Origin of the sequence: Bacteroides sp. AM44-19 (assembly GCF_003603395.1) — a bacterium.
Classification (GTDB): Bacteria; Bacteroidota; Bacteroidia; order Bacteroidales; family Bacteroidaceae; genus Bacteroides; species Bacteroides uniformis.
Map to the genome: position 1 here is coordinate 84,879 of NZ_QTNB01000007.1, position 21,067 is coordinate 105,945.

A 21,067-nucleotide genomic window follows, 5' to 3' on the forward strand; every position below is an offset into this window, starting at 1 on the left:
TTTTATTTTATTTCAGTGTCAGTCGGGCTGTCTTTTCTGCCTGGCTGCTGCCACCTATCATCACATCGAAATCTCCCGGCTCGGCCACGTGGTTGAGGTCGTAGTCGTAGAAGCGGAGCAGCTCAGGGGTAATCTTGAAGGATACGGTCTTGCTTTCGCCCGCTTTCAGGAACACCTTTTCAAAGCCTTTCAGCTCGCGTACGGGGCGGGTAATGCTGCCTACGAGGTCGCGGATATAGAGCTGCACGACTTCTGCGCCGTCACGCTTGCCGGTATTGGTCACGGTGACTACGGCAGTGGTGGAGCCATTTTGTCCCATGACCGGGGTACTGAGGGCGATGTCGCTGTACCGGAAAGTGGTGTACGAGAGACCGTAGCCGAAGGGATACAGCGGCTCATTGTCCACATCCAGATAGTTGCTGCGAAACTTCTCGAACCATTTGCCTTCTGCCAGCGGTCGTCCGGTATTCTTATGGTTGTAGAACAAGGGTATCTGCCCCACGTTTTTCGGGAAAGTCATGGTCAGCTTACCGCTTGGGTTCACGTCGCCGAACAGCACGTCGCCAATGGCATAGGCCGCTTCGCTGCCACCGAACCATACGTTCAAGATGGCGGGCACATGTTCCTGCTCCCAGGTGAGCGTCAGCGGCCGGCCGGTGAAGAGGGTTAGTACAACGGGCTTGCCGGTCTTCAGCAAGGCCTCCAGCAGGGTGCGTTGCACGTCGGGGATGCCGAGGTCGGTACGGCTCGAGCTTTCACCGCTCATTTCGGAAGACTCGCCCAGGGCGGCTACAATCACGTCGGCACCGGAGGCCACCTTCAAAGCTTCGTCCAACAGTTTCTTATCCGTACGGTTGTCCCGGTTCAGCGAACGGCCGAATAGGGTGGCGCGTTCCTCGTAGGCTGCATCACTGATGAGGTTGCTACCTTTGGCGTAGGTGATGTTCACCCGGCTGGCTGTCATCTCCTTCAATCCTTCGTACAGAGAGGGATAGTCGTCCAGGCGTGCGGCAACACTCCAGGTACCGGGCATGTTGCTGCGGGTATTGCCCAGGGGGCCGATGACGGCGACGGTGCCTTGCTTCTCTAAGGGAAGGACGGGACGAGAAGACTTCTTGCCTTGTCCCTCAAAAGGTTCGTTTTTCAGCAGCACAAAGCTTTCGGCGGCAATCCGGCGGGCAGCGGCGCGGTGCTCGCGGGTGAAGATGTCGCGTGCGGGACGGCTGAGGTCGCAGTATTTGTAAGGGTCATCGAACAGCCCTAACTTGTATTTCGCTTCAAGGATGCGGCGGCAGGCTGCATCCAGCGTCTTCATGGTTATTTTGCCTTCGGTGAGCGACTTTTTCAACGTGCCTACGAAACCTTCGCTCACCATATCCATGTCCACACCGGCGTTGAGCGCACGGGTGGAAACGGTCTGCAGGTTGCCGATTCCGTGTTCCACCATTTCGGAGATACCGGTAAAGTCGGTCACCACAAAACCGTTGAAGCCCCATTGTTTGCGCAGTACATCTGTCATCAGCCAGTGGTTGGCGGTGGCGGGCACGCCGTCCACTTCGTTGAAGGAGGCCATCGCACTACCCACTCCGGCGCGGACGGCTGCTTCATAGGGGTACATGTATTCGTTGAACATGCGGTTGCGGCTCATGTCTACCGTGTTGTAGTCGCGTCCGGCTTCTCCGGCACCGTACAGTGCGAAGTGCTTGACGCATGCCATGATTTCGTCGTTCCGTTTCAGTTGGTCGTCCGGGTCTTTTCCCTGATACCCCAACACCATGGCGCGGGCGATGGCACCTCCGAGGAACGGGTCTTCTCCCGACCCTTCGGATACACGTCCCCAGCGTGGGTCACGGCTGATGTCTACCATCGGACTGAATGTCCATGAGATACCGTCGGCACTGGCTTCTGTAGCGGCTATGCGGGCAGACTGCTCGATGGCTGCCATATCCCACGTGCAGGAGAGGCCGAGGGGGATGGGGAAGATGGTCTCATAGCCATGTATCACATCCATGCCGAACAGTAGGGGGATGCCCAGGCGGGAATTCTCTACGGCCAGTTTCTGTACGTCGCGTATCTTGGCCACTCCTTTCAGATTGAAAAGCCCTCCCACGAGCCCCTGCTCAATCTTCTTGGCCACGTCGCTGCTCTTTGCCTGACCGGTAGTGATCTCTCCGGTCACGGGCAGGTTGAGCTGGCCGATTTTCTCTTCCACAGTCATCCGGCGCATCAGTGCGTCGATGAAGCGGTCCATGTCCTGCGGAGATTTCTGCGCCTGCACGGTGGCGGTGACACCTATTAAAGCGGTCGCGAGCAGCAGACTTGTTCTCTTGAAAATTTTCTTCATATTCATATTGAATTAATTGTTTGTAAGTATGTTCCCTTCATTGTTTTTAGATTGCCGTCACTCTATTGCAGTGGCGCTATGACTTCTTTGCAACGGTGCTGCAATTTCTCTGCAGTGATACTGCAAACGATTTGCAGCGCTACTGCAACTGCTTTGCAGCGACACTGCAACTGTTGTGCAGTGCTACTGCAACACTTTTGCAGTGCCACTGCAAAAAGTTTGCAGCTCTTTGCAGTAGCAATGCTTTGATTGATAGCAAGTTATAAAACAGACCTTTTGCCATTGATTGGGTCGGCTGTTTCCTTTGGCCGGGTATCAATAGTCGGGGTTCTGTACCAGTACTCCGTTCGATTTGTCTATCTCTGTCTGGGGCAGAGGCAGCAGCGCATTCTTGTCCTGGTAATTCTTTCCGGCAGCTTGCAGCACTTCTTTGGCAATGCCCCAGCGCACGAGGTCGTAGAAGCGGTCGGGTTCCAGTGCCAGCTCTACGCGGCGTTCGTGGCGAATGGCGTCACGCAGCACAGACTGGCTGGCAGATTCTACCTTCGGAAGCACGTCTGCCAGTGTGCCGCGGGCATGGGCGCGTACTTGTTCCAGATACCCGGCGGCTTCGCCCGTCAGCCCTTTCTCGTTGGCGGCTTCGGCAGCCATCAGCAGCACGTCCGGATAGCGGATGAGGCGGATGTTTACCCAGAAACCCATACGGCTGTACTTGCGGCGCAGTGTCGGGTCCGTGTAGGCCTTCTTGTTGAAGTAGGCACCCATGGCGGTGGATACGGGTGACTCGCCATAAGGCTGGTTGGTATTCTCCGGTGTGATGGGCTCGTCCGTGCTGCGGCGGAAGTAGAGCAATGTGGCGTTCCGGCGCGGGTCGCCCGGCTCAAAGGCTTCTCCCATCAGTTTGGTGGCCATGTGCCAGCCCCATCCCAGGTCCCACTCGCCGGCTCCGCGCACCCCTTGCACCTGGCAGAACTGGCTGCCGATGCTGGCATCCTCTTTCATGGCATCGGTGGCTTCGCATTGCAGTTCGAAGATGCTCTCGCCGCAGTTTTCCCCTTCTACGGTGAAGACTTTGTCGACCGGTGTATTCAGGTTGTAGATGCCCGACTTTATCACTTCGGTGGAGGCTGTGTACATATTGTCCCAATCGTTCCGCATCATATAGGTGCGTGCGTGCAGGGAGCGTGCGGCGCCCCAGGTCAGCCGTCCCGTATAGTCGCTGTCCCACCGCAGGGGCAGGCATTCTTCGGCTTCGGTCAGGTCTTTGTCAATCTGTTCGTATATCTTTTCCGCCGTGGTCTTGGGCACGTTGGCATCGGAGGCTTCCACTACCTTGATGGTGACCAGCGGCACTTCGCCAAAGGCGCGTACCAGGTTGAAGTAGCACCAGGCACGGAAGAAGAGCGCTTCGCCGCGGTTGCGGATGGCTTCGGTGTCGTCCTTGTGTCCGCTCTTCTCAATGTCGTCCAGGATTTCGTTGCACTGGTAGATGATTTTGTAGTTCTGTCCCCAATAGGCGCTGAGCGGCCCGTTGGAGGCAGTGTATTCGAAGTCGTCCCACATGGCGGCCTCGTTGCTGCCGTCGCCGGCGTCACTGCCTTTCTCGGAGTCCTCGCTGCGCACCATGTGCACCATAAAAGCAGGAATACCGGCAGTGATGTCGTACGAGCGCATCAGGTAGTAGACGTTGAATATCTTCCCGCCTACAAGGGCGTTGGGAGAGTCATCTTCCGTGAACTGCCCCAGCGGATCGCGGTCCAGGAAGTCGTTGCAGGATGTCAGTGAGAGGGCTGTTGCACCCACCAGCAATGTAAATATGTATTTTATCAGTTTCATAAATTTATATTTTTCATTCCCCGTTCCCTTTGAAGGAGTCGGGGGAGGTTTGAAGTTACTCTTTTTTAGGGGAGAGGCTTTTAGAACGTCAGATTAAATCCGAACGTATAAATCGCCGGCATCGGATAACTGCCGTCGTCCACCCCGAAGGCGATGGCACTTCCGCCCAGTTCCGGGGTATATCCGGTGTTGTGCTTCCACGTCTTCAGGTTCTGTATGTTCACGTAGAGCTTCAGCGCCTGCATGCCTATCTTCGAAATCAGCGCCTTGTCGAAGTTGTATGCCAGCGACACGTTACGGATGCGGAAGAACGAGCCGTCCTCTATGTAATACTCGGAGTTCAGATTGTTGATGGTATGCTTGGTGTTCAGCAGCGGCTGGGTGTTGCTGGTCCCTTCACCGTGCCAGCGGTCCATGCGTTGCTCCATAAAGTTGAACTGGCTCCAGTTGTAGTTGTCCCAGGTACGGTAAATCTGATTGCCGCCTTGTCCCATCATGTCAACGGCAAGCTCCCAGTTCTTGTAGCCCAGGCCGAGCGTGAAGCCGTAGGTGACATCGGGTGTAGGATTACCAATCATCGTACGGTCTGCCGTGGTGATTTCACCGTCACCGTTCACGTCGCGGAATTTCAGGTCGCCCGGGGTGACGGTTGCCAGTGTGTTCTTGGGAGAGTGCTCAATCTCCTCCTGGGTCTGGTAGACGCCTTCCACCTTGTAGCCGTAGAAGTAGCCGATGGGGTATCCTGCCATTGTGTAGCTCTGCTGCTTGTCTCCGGCTATGATGGAGTAGCCTTCCTGCACGAGGCTCAGTACCTTGTTCTTGATGGTGGCAAGGTTCATTCCGATGTTGTAGTTCCAGTCGCCTATCCGGTCGCGCCAGCTCAAGGCAAGCTCTACGCCCGAATTCTCGATGGAGCCAAGGTTTCCGATACCCGGTACGGTGCCCGAGATGCCCGGCACTTCGGCCAGCAGGTCTTTGGTTTTCTTCTTGTAGTACACCCCTTCAAAGTGCAGGCGGTTGCGGAGGAAGTTGGCTTCTGCACCGGCTTCCCAGGCTTCCACCTTCTCCCAGCGCAGTTTGGGGTTGGGCAGGTAGGCAAGCTGGTAGCCCGGATAGATGGCAGACGGGGTGCCGAACACGGCGGAGTAGGCATTCGTCAGCAACGGTTCGGCGGGATAGGCGCGGTCCAGGTTCTGGTTGCCCAGTGTGCCCCATGAGCCTTTCAGTTTCAGCATATCCAGCCAGGTGATGTCCTTCATCCATGCTTCCTCGCTCATCAGCCAGCCCAGGCCGACGGAGTAGAAGTTCTGCCACTGGTTGCCGGTGTAGGAGAAGGCGGAAGAACCGTCGCGGCGGTAGGAGCCGTTGAACAGGTACTTGCCCTTGTAGTTGTAGAGCACGCGTGCCAGCACGGACACGGTGGAGCGCTCCCACTGCGTACTGCCGTTGGTGGCGGTGGCTGCGTCGCCGATACTTACGTACCATTTGTCGGGATTGTCCGGAATGACCAGGCCTACCCCTTGGGTACGGGCGCCGTTCAGATTCTCGAGCTTGTTGTAGTAGGTGGTGAAACCGGCTGTGGCCGTCACGCTGTGGTCTCCCCAGGAGTTGGTGTAGGTCAGCAGATAGTCGCTCTGTACCTTCATTTCCGTTTCTTTGGCTTGGGACACTCCGGTCTTGCCGTTGCCCAGCGTGGCTATGTCTCCCTCGACGCTTGCGTCATATACCTGGATAACCGGGGTGTATGTCCGTGTGCTGTTCGAGGCATAGTCCAGGGAGAACATGGCCTTGAACTGGAAGTGTTTCAGGAAATCCCATTGCCCGTACACGTTGCCCGAGCCACGGTAGTTCTCGGCTTTCGTGGTATTCGCCTTCAGGTCTACGTCCACCATCGGGTTGTTCATCTGTGCCTTCTGGAATCCGGGCAGTGAGGTGTAGAGGCCGTACTCGGAGTTGAATACATGCGCCACCGGAGCTGCGCGCAGGGCTGTAGCCACACTCTTCGTGTCGGCGGGCAGCATGCGTGCCCCGTTGAATTGGAAACCTACCTTGAGGTTGTCCGTCATTTTATAGTCGTTGCTGATGTTCAGCGTGATTTTGCTGTACTTCTCGTGCTTGATGTTGCCTTGCTCGTAAGCATAGCCCGCACCGAGATAGAAGCTGTTCTTGTCCGAGGCACCCGTGATGCTGATGTTGTTGTTGGTGATGAACCCAGTCTGGAAGATTTCATCCTGCCAGTTGGTGTTTCCCGTCCAGTCCGAGAAGTTGTATTCCGGGTTGCCTTCATTCCTCAACTGTTCGTTGTACAGCAGTTTGAAGCCTTCGGCATCCGTCAGTGCAATTTTGTCGGTGATGGACTTGAAACCGAACGAGCCGTTGATATTGACGCGTGTCTGTCCCTCTTTCGCCTTCTTGGTGGTGATGATAATCACGCCGTTGGCACCGCGCACACCGAAGATGGCGAGCGACGACGGGTCTTTCAGTATCTCCATGGATTCGATGTCCTGCGGATTCAGGAAGTTGATGTTGTCGTTGAACAGTCCGTCCACCACATAGAGTGGCTTGTAGCCGTTGATGGAGTTTGTTCCGCGTACACGGATTTCCGGGTCGGAGCCTGCCTTGCCGGAGTTTATCACCTGCACGCCGGCAATCTTTCCTTGCAGTGCGGATACGGGGTTGACCACCGGCTTGTTGGCGATTTCGTCGCCTTTAATGTTGGTGATGGAGCCCGTAAGGTCTCGCTTCTTGGCGCTGCCATAACCGATGACAACGGTTTCGGCCAGCATCTGCGAGTCGTCTTTCATCTGGACGTTGATTACCGACTGGCTGCCTACCTTGACAGCTTGCTTCACCATGCCTACATAGGAAAAATCCAATGTGTTCTCCGGGGTGGCCTGGATGGAGTACCGGCCGTCTATGTCGGTAATCACGCCATTGGAGGTTCCCTGCACCAATACGGTGGCACCAATCAGCGGGTCACCCAGGGCATCGGTCACGGTACCGGTTACTGTTTTCTCCTGCGCCGATGCGGCGACACTTGCCAGCAGGCACACCGTCAGAAATAGGTTTCTCAGTCTTCCGGTTTTCTTCTTGGGAAGGTTTAGGTTCTTCTTCATTACATTGATTTTTTAGTGGATAAATCATTCAGTTTCTCCTCTGAACAATCAAAATGCAAAAAAGATTTGGTGACGGTGTTAAAAAAGGGCAGCCCGGTTTTCGCGGACTGCCCTCTTACCTAAAAGCAAAACTATACCTATTTCAACTCAAAACTCGTAGTCTTTACATCGCGGCTGTTGGGTCCAATCATTACATGGAACTCGCCGGGTTCGTATACATACTGTATGTCGTAGTTGTAGAACTTCAGCAATTCGGGGGTAATGGTGAAGGTCACCTGCTTGCTTTCGCCTTTTTTCAGGTGGATGCGCTCGAAGCCTTTCAGCTCTTTCACGGGGCGGGTAATGCTGCCCACCAAGTCGCGGATATAGAGCTGTACGATTTCATCTGCATCGTAGTTACCCGTATTGGTTACGGTTACGGAAGCGGTCAGCTTGCCGTCCGCATTCAGTTGCTTGGAGCTGAGCGTGATGTCACTGTACTGGAAGGTGGTGTAGCTCAAGCCATAGCCGAAAGGATACAGCGGGTCGTTGCTCACATCCAGGTAGTTGCTGCGGAACTTCTCGAACCATTTGCCTTCTTTCAGAGGACGGCCGGTATTCTTGTGGTTGTATGCCATAGGCAACTGGCCCACATTCTGCGGGAAAGTGGTGGTCAGCTTACCGCTGGGGCAAACGTCTCCGAACACTACGTCGGCAATGGCGTCTGCAGCTTCACTACCTCCGAACCATACATTCAGGATGGCAGGAACATTTTCATTCTCCCAAGTCAGCACTACGGGACGTCCGGAGAACAATACCAATACTACGGGTTTGCCCGTTTTCAGCAATGCTTCCAGCAGGTGGCGCTGTGCGTCCGGCATTTCCAGTTCGGAACGGCTACTGCTCTCACCACTCATCTCGGAGGACTCGCCGAGGGCGGCTACAATGACATCGGCTTGTGCGGCTACTTTCAGGGCTTCGTCCAGCAGTTCTTGGTCATTGCCACGGGGCAGTTCACGGCCGAACATCGTGGCGCGTGTCTGGTAGTCGGCATCGTACATCAGGTTGCTGCCTTGTGCATAGAGAATGTTGGCCTTGGAGCCGACAGAATTCTTGAAACCTTCCAGCAGGGTGCTGTATTTGTCTGCTGTGGCTGCCACACTCCAAGTGCCCGGCATGTTGGCACGGGTGTTGGCAAGCGGGCCAATCAAGGCGATATTGCCTTTGCGTTGCAAGGGCAGCAGATTGTCCTGGTTCTTCAGCAGTACGAATGTCTCTGTGGCAATCTGGCGGGCGATGGAACGGTGTTCGGGAGTGAACACTTCTTTTTCGGCACGCTTCACGTCGCAGTATTTATACGGATTGGCAAACAGTCCCAGCTTGTATTTGGCTTCTAGGATGCGTCGGCAGGCTTTGTCAATGTCGGCCTCGGTCACTTTGCCTTCTTTCAGAGACTTTTCCAGTGTGCCGATAAATCCGTCGGCTACCATATCCATGTCTGTTCCGGCGGTCAGGGCACGTGCGGATACTTCCTGCAGGTCACCGATTCCGTGGTCTATCATTTCGGAGATGGCTGTATAGTCTGTCACCACGAAGCCATCAAAGCCCCATTGGTTGCGCAGAACGTCGGTCAGTAGCCAGTGGTTGGCAGTGGCGGGTACGCCGTCAATTTCATTGAAGGAGGTCATTGCGCTACCCACACCGGCTTCTACGGCAGCCTTGTAGGGAGGGAAGTATTCGTTGAACATACGGTTGCGGCTCATATCCACCGTGTTGTAGTCGCGGCCGGCTTCTCCGGCGCCATACAGTGCGAAGTGCTTTACGCAAGCCATTATCTCGTTGTTGGCACTCATATCCTTGCCCTGATAACCGCGAATCATGGCTTGTGCAATGGCTGAACCCAGGAAGGGGTCTTCACCGTTGCCTTCTGATACACGTCCCCAACGGGCATCGCGGCAGATGTCCACCATCGGGCTGAACGTCCAGCAGATACCGTCTGCACTCGACTCAATGGCGGCGATACGGGCCGATTTCTCTATAGCCTCCATGTCCCAACTGCACGAGAGTGCCAAGGGGATGGGGAATACCGTTTCGTAACCGTGAATCACGTCCATACCGAACAGCAAGGGGATGCCCAGGCGGCTGTTCTCTACGGCAAGTTTCTGCACTTCGCGGATGTTCTTCACGCCTTTCAGGTTGAACAGACCTCCGACTTCACCGTTGCGGATTTTACCGGCAACGTCGCTGCTCTTGGCTTGTCCGGTGACGATGTTTCCCGTTACCGGCAGGTTGAGCTGACCGATTTTCTCGTGCAGCGTCATTTTGCCCATCAGCTCCGTAATGAATTTATCCATCTCCTGCGGATTGCCTTGGGATGTGTTTTCTTTGGGCGTTGCCGTCACGGTGAGGGCAGAGAAAGCCAAGGCTGCTAATAATGTGTATTTCTTCATATGATATAATTTTGATTATCCCCTCCGGCCCCCTGAAGGGGGAGGGGAATAGTGATATAGAAATTCAACTTAAGCTTAGCTGCTCCATCATGTCGCATACTAACTTCAATCGTAAATCCCTAAGCCTTAAATCCCAGCTTCTGCAATCCTTCCTGAACCTCGGGACAGCTCATGAAGAGTTTCCACAACAAGCCGGAACGATAGTTCTCAATCATCGGGGCAATGGTGCATTGGTCGATGGCAAGATAGCGGGGCACCGTCCAGTCACTTCCCTCGGAGAAGGCATCGTAGAATCCGTACTTGCCCCAAATCCAGTCGCCTTTGGAATAGAAATACTTCAGTGCACGCATGGATTCCTCCGGTGTGTAGGGAAAACTGGACAAGGCTGCTGTCGGTGTGATGACACCATGGTCGTTGTCGCCCGGGCAGTGGGCTGCATAGCCTTTGGTAGAGTAGCTGGCGGTCAGTCCCCAGCAGTCCTCGCCGTAACCTTTGTATTGTTTGGGATTCTCCACGCAGTAGCGGTAGTTGGAGAGGGCATGGTTGCGCACCACGTTCCAGTAGTTGGCATAGCGGTCGCTCAGGTTGCGCGGGTCCAGACCGATGTGCGAGTATTGTGCCCAGAACAAGGGACCGCCCAGTTTCTCGGCTCCGTTGTGTTTCAATTCCAAAGGCAGGCCGTAGGGGGCAGAGTCGGACTTGATGCCGCCGCCGCGTGCCCAGCCGTTGTGGTAGGCTGAAGCCGGAACGGGATAAGTGGGGGAGGAGGCTGCGAGCACATACACAATCAATGCTTCGTTGTAGCCTTCCAGCGGGAAGTTCATTTCCCAGTTGTATTCGGGAGACCAGTGCCAGTAGATGACATCCTTGCCATTCTGATACCAGCTGAACTCCATCTCTTTCCACAATTGGTCAATCTTCTCTGCCAGCGCCTTTTCCTGCTCGTTGCCGTCGCGGAAGTATTGGCGTACGCAAAGCAAGCTTTGCATCAGGAAGCAGCTTTCCACCAAGTCTCCGCCGTTATCTTTTTGTCCGAAAGGTTTCACCTTGCCGGTAGGGCCGTACAACCAATGGGGCCATACGCCGTGGAAGCGGTCGGCGCGTTTCAGGTAATCGGCAATCTTGGTCAGGCGCTTCACGCCTTCTTCCCTGGGGATGAAGCCGCGTTCGATGCCTACCAGCAGTCCGGCTATACCAAATCCGCTGCCGCCGGTGGTGACAACATTCTGGTCCTTTTCGGGATAATCCCCATCCAGGTGGATGCGTTCGCGTGCCAGTCCGGAGGTCGGTTCCGCACCGTCCCACATGTAGTTCAAATGTACCTTCTGGATGTAATCAAGCATTTCGTCATCCGAAGCGAATGATTCGGGACGTACTTCCTCTGTGTCGGGCTTTTCCTCTTTTCCGTTCTCTTTCCCGTTTTCCTTCAAGTCGGAAGAGCAGGATGCACAGCCCGCCAATGTGGAAATCAGGAACAAAGCCAGCACATGTATCATTATTGTTTTTTTCATATCTTTATTTCTTGTGTTTAATTTTTTGTCGTCTTGCACAATGGCGAGCGGCCGTTTTCGTTCAGCGCCTCGATAGTGAAGTAATAGTCCGTGTCCGCATCCAGTCCGCGGAAGTCATATTCCGTCTGTCCCAGTACCGTGATGGCATTGTACATCTTGCCTTCGGCGGTGCCGTAGTAGATGTTGTAGCCATAGGCGCTTGCTTCGGGTTGCCAGGAGATAAGGGCATTCCGGCGGTCTTTCCTGTCACGTTTCACAGTCAGTCCTTTCACGGCTTGCGGGACATCGCCGTCACCGTTCCCGAAGACGCGGAAGCCGGACAAGGCGACATTTCCCGTAGGCATGTGCACATTCTCGTATTTCAGATAACGGGCACGCAACGGCTCGTTGAGCTCGATGTAGTCGTGCGGACAATCCTTGTCACTGTCGCTCTTGTCTATGACCAATGTCCATTCTTTTCCGTCTTCGGAAGCAAAAATACGGTATTGGTGATAAATATCCATGGCACGGTTGTATTGAACCGCTTTATGGTCGTAGAAGTTCAACTGCACGGCACGTACATTCTTTGTACTGCCCAGGTCTATCCCGGCCCATTCGCCGGGGTTGCCGGAACGGGCTGCCCAGTAGGTGCGCATACTTTCGTCCGTCAGGTTGGAAGCTGCATGGATGCTATCCGTAGATGATACCTCCACCGGTTTGCCGTAGGACAGAAGCATCCATCCCGTGAAACGCTCTGCAGGGTTCTTTACGTCCATCGGTTCTGCCCAGTTGGGATAATCGCCGAAGGCAGTGGACGAATACATGACACCATCCTTGTCGAAAGCCACCGGATAAAGACCGATGCGGCGTTCGAACTTGTACTTCAGGGAGAGCATGCAGGTGGCCACGTGCCAGTAATTGCCTTTCACGTCGCAGAACGTGCCTCCATGACCGGCACCTTGCACATAACCGCCCGGCTTGTAGCACATCGGGTTATGCTTCTGGTAGACAAACGGGCCCAGCGGGGAATCCGAAACATATACGCCATCGGCATAGACTTTGAATTCAGTGCCCGGAGCACCATATTGGAAATAATATTTGTCATTGTGTTTGGTCATGTAAGCGCCCTCTGTGAATGGGCGGAGTGTCACTTCATCGTCATTGTTCATGCCGAAACGTTCCCAGCCGTGTTCTTCGGGGCGGAGCATCATGACATCGTGAATCTTGCTGATGGGGTAGAAATCATTCCGGTCCAGTTCTACCGCTTTCAAGGGATATTCATTGCTGGAGCCATAGTACAGATACAATCTGCCGTCGTCGTCCAGAAACAGACAAGGATCCCATGAAGGAAGTACGTTCTTTTCGATGGCACGTTTGAAACGTCCCGTTTTGGGATGCGTGCTGTACCACACGGCCAGACCTTCGTAGGTGGAGCCGGTATAGAACAGCGTGTCGCCGCTTACATAGGCGGCCGGCGCACACTGGTCATCGTCCGTAGGCTTGCGCTGGAAGCTGGCAGGAACGAAATCCCAATCCACCAGGTTCTTGGAATAATGAAAACCGCCCTGGTTGGTGGAGAACAGAAAATATTCTCCTTTGTATTCCACAGCCATCGGGTCGGCAGAGGAACGGAACGAACCGTTGGGACGCACATTGTTGTTGAAAGGCTCGAAGTTGTAACTGATGTTCATCGGATTGCAGAAGGTGCGCGACAGAGGCGCCTGTGGGTCATACCACCGGGTCGCCTGGGCGGGGCGGCAGATTGCGGTTGCCTTGTGTACCTCTTTTTCCATCACTACCTCAATATCGGTTTCATCCAGTGCCAGGATTCTGTTCACTATCTTTTTCCCGGGATAGTAGACATACAGGTGCACGTCGTTCTTCGCTCCTTTGATGGCAAAGCTGCCGTCGTGGGCAGTGGTATTGTGCATGGGACTTGCGAAGAACATGACTGTGGCGCCTGCGAGTGGCTGGCGGTTGGTGTCCAGTACGTGTCCTTTTACGATACGGTCTTGGGTTACAGTGATGTAATAGTCACTGACTTGCCCCTTCACCACTTTGATGGAATCGTCAGGGGTTGCCTTTGCCGCCAGAGCGGCAAAGGCTATTCCACAACTGATTAGGAATCTTTTTACCATATTGGAACGGATTTATTCGGCAATTCCGTCAATGGGTTCCAGCTTCAAATCAGGAAGGTCGTCCAACTGGTTGGCCGGTATGGGCCAATAAGTCTTTTCTGCTGTCCATCCTTTGGGACCGAGTACGGTGGCGGCATCGCCGGTACGCACCAAGTCCACATAACGGGCACACCATTCGCCGCAAAGTTCCATCCGGCGTTCGTCCATCACGTCTTTCAGGGTAACACCGGTTTTGGTGCTCATGCCTGCACGCCGGCGCACTTCGTTGTAGCCTGCGTCTCCATCCTTGCCCAGTCTGACTTTGGCTTCGGAGTTCATCAGCAGTACTTCGGCATAGCGGATGATACGCACATTATTGTTGGCTCCGTAGGTTGTACGTGGAAGAGTCATCTGATTGTAGGGAAGGTAACCTTTGCCGTTCCAACAGTCGGTCTTGGTGGCCGATGTGGGACCTACCTGCCAACCCTCGCGCGTCTTGCTCAGGGCTTTCAGGAAAGAAGTTTCGGCACGCACACCTTCGCCACGGGCTTCGGCCCATGCCACGAACTCGGGTTCATAGCCTATGAAATTCCAGCCGCCTATGGACTTGGTGCCTTCGGCTTGCTTGTAGCTGATGGTACCGTCTGCGTTCACTACTTCATCATACCTCTCTGCCATGTTCGGACCCTGGAAATTGAACCATTGGTCTACGCCCAGGTAATCGCCGGAACCATTGCCGTAGTCTGTTACCTGGCATTCGAACAAAGATTCGTCACACAACTTTCCGGGAATTTTGAACAGCTGGTAGAAGTCGTCGTAGAGACGGAATCCACCGTTCTTGATGATGTCATCGGTCAGTGTCTCCACTTGTGCATAGTCTCCTTTCAGCAGATAGATGCGGGCGGCCAATGCTTGGGCGGTGAAGGCTGTCACGGCTCCCTTGTGTTCCATCTGGTTGGGACGCATGCGGGGCAGTTTGTCGATGGCGTAGTTCAAATCTTCCAGCATATAATTATATACGGCCTCTACGGTAGAACGGCGAAAATCGGTCTGCAGGTTGTCACGGTAGATGACGGTGGGACCGAAATTGGTCACCAGACAATAGTAGGCCCATGCACGGATGGTACGTACTTCGCCGCAATAGGATTCGTAGGTTTTGTAATCTTCGCTTCCTGCAGCAAGATATTCGGCATAACCGTCGAGGCTTTGCAGGGCGGCATTGGTGATGCGGATGATGTCGTAGAAGTTCATCCATACCTGGTTCAGTGCCCAGAATGAGTTGTTGTAGTTGAACTTGCGTCCGAAGGCCACGGCATCGCCCTGGTCATCGGTACGGCCCGACCACACGTCACCGTCGCGGGTGAACATCAATAGTGCGTTGCACCAGTGCATGCCCTGTGTGCGTACTTTGGAGTAGGCACCCACTACGGGTTGGTACATATTGTTCTTGTTGGTAAAGTCCACGCCTTGTTCGGGAACTTTGTTCTCCGGATCGATTTCTATGAAATCGGTGCAAGCGGTAGCTCCTCCCAGTACCATCATGGCCGGAAGTATATATGCGAATGTTTTCTTTAAGAATTTCATTGTTTTACGTTTTAGGGTTTAGAAATCTATTTGCACTCCGAAAGTATAGGTTGAAGTCAGAGGGTATACTTCGGTATCCCAACCTTCGGCATCCGACACTTCAGGTGTGAAGCTGTTGGCCTTGAAGGTAGTGAAGGGGCGGTCGGCCGTCAATGAGAGGCGGAGTCCCGGCATCACGTAGCTGCCTATCTTCAAGTTCTTGAACGAGTAGCCCAGCGTGATGTTCTGGATGCGGAAGTAATCGGAGCTTTCTACGAAATAGGAAGCGTTGTTACTGTCTGATTTGTTCCAGGTTTTGAGAAGAGCCTTGGCCGACGGATGTTCGTTGGTAGAGCCTGCACCCGTCCAGCGGTTCTCATACTGTGCACGGTCAAAGTTATAGTAGTCGGCTGCATAGCGCAGGGCACGCTTACGGTTCCACAGTTCGCCGCCTGCTTGTCCGTAGGTAGTGAGGCTGAAGTCGAAGTTCTTATAAGAGAATCCGGCATTGAAGCCATAAGTAAAGCTGGGCACGTATGAGCCCAACACCTGCTTGTCGTTTCCGTCTATCACATGGTCGCCGTTCACGTCCTCGTAGATGAAGTCGCCGGGTTCCAGTCCGTTGGCCACGGCGATGGGGTCGGCAGCACATTGTTCAGGAGTCTGGTAGATGCCGATGACCTTGTAGCCATAGAATGAGTTCATCGTCTCGCCCACCATATTCACGGTCTTTCCGCCTTTGATGATTTTCATGTTTCCTTTTAGGCTTTTCACTTCGTTATGCAGATAAGAGAGATTGACGCCGATGTTGTAATTGAAGTCCTGGCCAATCTTGTCGTTCCAGTTCAAGGAGAGGTCGATACCGGTATTCAGAATCTGTCCGTTGTTGCCGGCCAGCAGCTCGCCACTCATCGGGAGCTTGGGTGAAATCACGGCGTTGTCAGTCAGACGGTAGTACCAGTCGATGTCGGCGTTCAAGCGGTTCTTCAGTGTACTGAAGTTGACGCCCACGTTGGTTTCGTTCACTACTTCCCAACCCAGCCAGCTGAAGTTGGTGGTGTTGATGAATCCGTCGATGGCGGTATTGGGACCGAATACGGACTGTACGTTCTGTATGCTTGCGAAGCCTGCACTGGCAGCAATCTTGTCGTTACCCAGCTTACCCCAGCTGGCACGCAGCTTCATGTAGTCGAAGATATTCTGGTTCTTCATAAACGGTTCTTGGGAGATGACCCATGCGGCACCGATGGAGGGGAAGTAGCCCCATTTGTCGTTGTACTTGGACGAGCCGTCGGCACGGAAGGTGAACATCAACATGTACTTGTCGTTGTAGTTGTAATTCAGTCGGGTGAAATAGGAGAGACCGCGGTATTTCCAGCCGTCGTCTTTCACCGTAGCGCCTTCCTTGTTGCCCAGTGCGATGTATTTCCACACGTCCTCACCTTCGGGCACGTTGGTGGCGGTACCTTCGAGCAGGCGGTATTGCTCTTGACGCATGGATGCACCCAGCATACCGGTAAAGGAGTGTTTGCCCCACTTGTCAGTATAAGTGGCCACGTTGTCCCATATATATTTGTAGTAGTTAGTGTTCTTTTTAGTGAGTTCGGTAACCTCTTTCTTCTGGTTGGTGCCTACATAGTAGGTAGGAGTGAACTCAGAACCGCGAATCATTGAGTAGTCGTAGCTGTAGCTACTGCGTATATTCAGCTTGTCGGGGATGAGGTTGAGCTGTGCATAGAAGTTGGTCAGCACTTGGTAGGTCTCGTTCCGGTTGTCGTAATAGTTGGCAGTGGCTACCGGATTGTTGAAGTTGTTGGTCAGGCCCACCTGCTCGGGCGATGTGTACTTCTTAGGGAACACGGCATCGTCGCGGCGGTCATCATACACCGGGATGATAGACGGTGTGTTGTATGCCTGTTGCCATGCGGCATTCTTGGGAAGCTGCTGCTGCGAGTTGCTGAATACGCCGTTGAAGCCTACTTTCAGCCATTTGCGGGCTTCGTAGTCAAGGGCGGCACGGAAGTTCAAGCGGCGGTAGTAGTTTTCCACGTCCATGATACCGTCTTGTGCCAGATAGCTCATGCCGGCAGAGTAGGTCGCTTTTTCCGTACCACCGGAGATATTCAAGCTGTGATTGGTCATCATGGCTGTGCGCAACAGTTCGTCATACCAGTTGGTATCGGCATTGAATTGCAGGTTTTCCATATTGCCTCCGAATTCGGCTACTGACTTTTCGAAAATCGACCGGTAAGCTTCCGGGTTGGCTTCCAACATCATGGTGGCATACTCGTGAGAGTTACACATCTCCAGCAGGTTGGTGGCTTTCTGAATACCTACATAACCGTTATAGGTAATCTTGGCATCCTGGTTGCGGCTTCCTTTCTTGGTGGTGATGATTACAACACCGTTGGCAGCGCGTACACCGTAGATGGCAGATGCGGATGCGTCTTTCAAGATGGTCATGTCCTGAATGTCGGAATTGTTCAGGAAGTTGATGTTGTCGTAGAACATTCCGTCCACTACATAGAGAGGAGAAGTGTCACCGAAGGAACCCATACCACGGATGGTCACTTTAGGACCTTCGCCCGGCGTTCCCGAATTGATGATGTTAACACCCGGTACCTTTCCCTGCAATGCTGCCATCGGGGAGGAGGTAGGAACATTGATAAGTTCTTTCTCTTTGACAACGTCAATCGGGGCCGTCAGGTCTTTCGCCTTGGCCGAACCGTAACCGATAACAACAACTTCTTCCAGTAGTTGTGCATCTTCACGTAGCTTTACATTAATGACGGATTGTCCCGCAGCGCTTATTTCCTGCGGCAACATGCCCAAATAGTTGAATACGAGAGTTGCGTCTTCGGGGACGCCGTTCAGTACATAGTTACCGTCGAGGTCGGTAGCTGCTCCAATAGTAGAGCCTTTTACTACAACCGTGGCTCCAATAATCGGTTCGTTGTTCTGATCAACAACAGTTCCTTTAACTATCTTTGTTCCTTGTGCCAAAACTGTCAGTGGCAATGAGAACAAAATCATGAATAGAAGAAATAAAGTTTGCCTTCTCATAAACTAAATTTAAGAGTTAATAATTCTGCCGGCAAAGGAAGTAATTACGGTAAGTAAGGCAAAAAAAAACACTACCACGATAATACGTTTAGGGTAAAAATGGGTACCGTTTTACTACGTTTTCGTGTTACTTGTTTCTAATAATCAGTTTGTTATGATTGAATGATTTGTAGCCGCTTTATTTCAAGTCGATGAGAAAATCCACTAATCCCGTTCCGTCGGGGATATCCAGTTTCTTGCGCAAACGGTAGCGTGCTGCCTCTACTCCCCGGATAGTGAGGTTGGTCATTTGCGCAATGTCTTTCGTAGAAAGATTCAGGCGCAGCAGCGCACAAAAACGGAGGTCGGTAGCGGTAAGACTGGGATAACGTTCGCGCAAATTACGGAAGAATTTCTCATGAATCAGGTCGAAATTGTTCTGGAATACATCCCAAAATTCCTGTGTCTCGATGTTTTCGTTGATGAGCTTCAGCAGAGATTCGAGGTTCTTGCGTCCATATTGCCCTTTCACCAGGGACTCTTGTACGACAGTACGAAGTTTCTCCAGGACCTCGTTCTTGGCAAATACACCCAGTGCCATGCTGGCAAGGTCTTTACTCTTTGCCGACAACTCGGCTTCCAGCAATTGCTGTTGCTGCAGAGTTATCAGATGCTCCTGCTCGCGCATCTTGATGTTCTGCTGCACCTGCTCTGCCTCATACTCCTTCCGTTTCTTTTCCATGGCACGGTTGGCGCGCCACTTGGAGAAAAAGTAGACAAGCGCTGTGAGAACTATGAGATAGAGCGCAAAGGCATAATAGGAGAGGTAGAAAGGGCGGGCTATGGCAAAATGATATTCCACCTCACCGATTTTCTGTCCCAAATCATTATAGGCTTCTGCCTGGAATGTGTATTCTCCGTAATCCAGGCTACCGTAGCGGATTTCGGGCTCTTTCAGGTCCGATGTCAGCGCCATGCCTTGTCCTCCTTGCAGGACATAATGGAAATGTACGGACAATTTATTGTAATGCGGCAGGCTTACTGAGAACAGCAAATCCCGGTAATTGCTTTCCAGTTCGACATTTCCAGACAGAGGCAGGCGTTTCTCCTTTTTATCGGAAGAGGAAGCAGTGACCGAGCTCAGTGAGAGGGCGGACTCCAGAGTAGGACTGAGGCTGTCTGTGTTTTTGCTGTAACTGGCGATTCCGTTGTTCAGATTAAAATAGACAACGTCATTGTCGACGAACACATTGTTGTAGTTCTCTATGCATGGAGAATCAAACAGTTCGATGAGGATGCGCTGCTTCACGATGTACTCTCCTTCTGCGTACTCTACCAGTACGTACTCATGTGAACCGGACAGCCAGAAGCGGTCGTTCGTGACGGATACCACAGAATGAGCATTCCTGATATAGGGCAGAATGGCATTCAGCTTTTGGAAGGGGATAATCTGCCGGGTGATGTCGTCATAGGTATAGAAGCCGTTGGGACTGGAAAAGACGATACGTCCTCGCATTTTCATTACTTGGATAGGGCCGATGATATATTCCGAGCCTAAATGGGAGATGTGCCGTACGCCTTTTACAGCCGACAAGTCATCGCTCAAGACTATTTTATAGACTCCCTGATACATGTGTGAAGCCCAGATGACACCGCTTTGGTCCACCTCCAAGTGCATGACCGGTGCAATGAAGCCGTCTATGACATGCGAAAAGGTCCATTGCCCGTTCTTCTTTTTATAGATACGCAAGTCGGCGTAGGATGATTCCAACAGTATCTCTTCGCCATAGAGGGTGCACTTTATCAGACACGTACTGCTGTTGGTATTGCTTATGACGGAAACGTTCCCTTTTTCACCTATTAATAAGGTATGGGCATTGTTGCCTGCAAAGAGTTGCCCGTCAATGTCCTTTACATACCAGTTCTGACCTTCGGTATGGGGAAGCAGGCGCAGATTTCCGGTAATCTGGTGGTATTCGTACAAGCCCTGGTTGGTGGCCAGATAGAAACAGTCATCCCGATGGGCTATGTCGTACACCATACCCAATTTGGTTTCATGGTTGGCAGGGGTTAGCAGCATAACGGGGGAGTTGTGGTGGATGTATGCAATGCCGTCGTCCAATGCTGCCCATACGTTGTTGTCTTTGTCACAGAACAGCCCCAGGACGGTGTTGTTGTCCAGGCGGTTGTCCAGGTTGAAGTGCCAAAGGCAATGTCCTTTGCGGTCGATGGCGTATATACCGTTCAAGACCGTGCCTATCATGAATATAGAGTCATTGGTCATTACAGCACGGTTCACCCGCTGTTTCTTTAGTTCCGTATCAATGTCCGTTTTCCAGGGAGTGATGTCACCGTTGTAGCGGAACAATCCGTTATTCTCTGTGACCATCAAGAAGCTGTCGTCCCCGTCGGGTAACAATGACACTACATTGTCATCGTTCACTTGGCTGCGGGGGAAGAGATGATGGAAATCCTTGCCGTCGAATTCATAGAAGTCCTCATCAATCATCTGTGTGTAGATATGTCCGTTTTGGGTGTAGAAGTAGAGCGGCTGTTGCTGTCTGTTGCGGAAAGCGCGTACCATCTTCCCGTCGTAGGAGAACCAAGCGCTGAACGACTGGAAGTAGATGCGACCGTCCAGCTCTACAATGTTCCATATCTCGTTGTTCTCCATGGGGAAATTTTTCAGGAATTTGCTCAAAGAATGGTACCGGAGAGTGCCTGCCTCCGAATACTTGAAATAGCCGAATTCCTCGAATGCCCCCACATAGATACGGTCTTCTTTCACATACACCGAACGGACAATATGGTTCCCCGGCACTTTGTGGAGAGTCCAGCGATAACCGTCATATACCAGGAGCCCCTGGCTGTTGCCGAAATACATTTCGCCGTTGCTGCCTTGCGCACATGCCCAGTTCTGATAACCGGCTTCATAGTCTTTGGCAAGATAGTTGGTGACGGCGGGCATGAAGGAAGAAGCCCTGGCCTGGATGAAGAGGATGAACAATAGAAGGCACACTACCCAATACTTGAAAAGCATCGGTCTTATCGTATTTTGTTTCATTTTTTCAGGTTAATCGAAGTGTTTCTTGGAAGCAAAGATACAATAAGTATTCTAAATATTGTGTTT

Annotated in this window: 9 protein-coding genes; all 9 read right to left on the minus strand. The window is 52.8% G+C overall.

Features of this window, described 5'->3' with window-relative positions; all coding sequences use genetic code 11:
* Positions 1–7 precede the first annotated feature (7 nt).
* Positions 8–2,344, minus strand: a complete 2,337-nt coding sequence (bglX, locus tag DW947_RS12455) for a beta-glucosidase BglX (RefSeq protein WP_034525957.1) — start codon at positions 2,342–2,344, stop codon at positions 8–10.
* Between the two features lie 315 nt (positions 2,345–2,659).
* On the minus strand, positions 2,660–4,180 hold the full coding sequence (locus DW947_RS12465) for a RagB/SusD family nutrient uptake outer membrane protein (RefSeq protein ID WP_005830332.1): 1,521 nt from the start codon (positions 4,178–4,180) through the stop codon (positions 2,660–2,662).
* Positions 4,181–4,260: 80 nt separating this feature from the next.
* Positions 4,261–7,296 carry a SusC/RagA family TonB-linked outer membrane protein gene (locus DW947_RS12470; protein ID WP_005830331.1) on the minus strand — a complete coding sequence of 1,012 codons (3,036 nt, stop codon included), beginning with the start codon at positions 7,294–7,296 and terminating at the stop codon, positions 4,261–4,263.
* A 137-nt stretch (positions 7,297–7,433) separates the two neighbouring features.
* Positions 7,434–9,725 carry a beta-glucosidase BglX gene (gene bglX, locus DW947_RS12475; protein ID WP_005830329.1) on the minus strand — a complete coding sequence of 764 codons (2,292 nt, stop codon included), beginning with the start codon at positions 9,723–9,725 and terminating at the stop codon, positions 7,434–7,436.
* Positions 9,726–9,844: 119 nt separating this feature from the next.
* Positions 9,845–11,236 (minus strand): glucoamylase family protein, encoded by a 1,392-nt coding sequence (locus DW947_RS12480; RefSeq protein ID WP_117963381.1) that lies wholly within the window; start codon positions 11,234–11,236, stop codon positions 9,845–9,847.
* A gap of 17 nt (positions 11,237–11,253) precedes the next feature.
* Complete coding sequence (locus DW947_RS12485) at positions 11,254–13,353, minus strand: family 43 glycosylhydrolase (RefSeq protein WP_005830326.1); 2,100 nt, start codon at positions 13,351–13,353, stop codon at positions 11,254–11,256.
* A 12-nt stretch (positions 13,354–13,365) separates the two neighbouring features.
* Entirely contained in the window at positions 13,366–14,916 is a 1,551-nt protein-coding gene (locus DW947_RS12490; RefSeq protein ID WP_005830324.1) for a RagB/SusD family nutrient uptake outer membrane protein, read from the minus strand.
* 18 nt (positions 14,917–14,934) lie between these two features.
* A complete protein-coding gene (locus DW947_RS12495; RefSeq protein WP_117963383.1) occupies positions 14,935–17,958 on the minus strand; it encodes a SusC/RagA family TonB-linked outer membrane protein in 3,024 nt (1,007 codons plus the stop codon).
* Positions 17,959–18,136: 178 nt separating this feature from the next.
* Entirely contained in the window at positions 18,137–21,001 is a 2,865-nt protein-coding gene (locus tag DW947_RS12500; protein ID WP_117963385.1) for a hypothetical protein, read from the minus strand.
* Positions 21,002–21,067 lie beyond the last annotated feature (66 nt).

Excerpts from the sequence above, each read along its gene's own strand:
- bglX (WP_034525957.1), bottom strand. The coding sequence starts at position 2,344 with ATGAAGAAAATTTTCAAGAGAACAAGTCTGCTGCTCGCGACCGCTTTA.
- DW947_RS12465 (WP_005830332.1), bottom strand. The coding sequence starts at position 4,180 with ATGAAACTGATAAAATACATATTTACATTGCTGGTGGGTGCAACAGCC.
- DW947_RS12470 (WP_005830331.1), bottom strand. The coding sequence starts at position 7,296 with ATGAAGAAGAACCTAAACCTTCCCAAGAAGAAAACCGGAAGACTGAGA.
- bglX (WP_005830329.1), bottom strand. The coding sequence starts at position 9,725 with ATGAAGAAATACACATTATTAGCAGCCTTGGCTTTCTCTGCCCTCACC.
- DW947_RS12480 (WP_117963381.1), bottom strand. The coding sequence starts at position 11,236 with ATGAAAAAAACAATAATGATACATGTGCTGGCTTTGTTCCTGATTTCC.
- DW947_RS12485 (WP_005830326.1), bottom strand. The coding sequence starts at position 13,353 with ATGGTAAAAAGATTCCTAATCAGTTGTGGAATAGCCTTTGCCGCTCTG.
- DW947_RS12490 (WP_005830324.1), bottom strand. The coding sequence starts at position 14,916 with ATGAAATTCTTAAAGAAAACATTCGCATATATACTTCCGGCCATGATG.
- DW947_RS12495 (WP_117963383.1), bottom strand. The coding sequence starts at position 17,958 with ATGAGAAGGCAAACTTTATTTCTTCTATTCATGATTTTGTTCTCATTG.
- DW947_RS12500 (WP_117963385.1), bottom strand. The coding sequence starts at position 21,001 with ATGAAACAAAATACGATAAGACCGATGCTTTTCAAGTATTGGGTAGTG.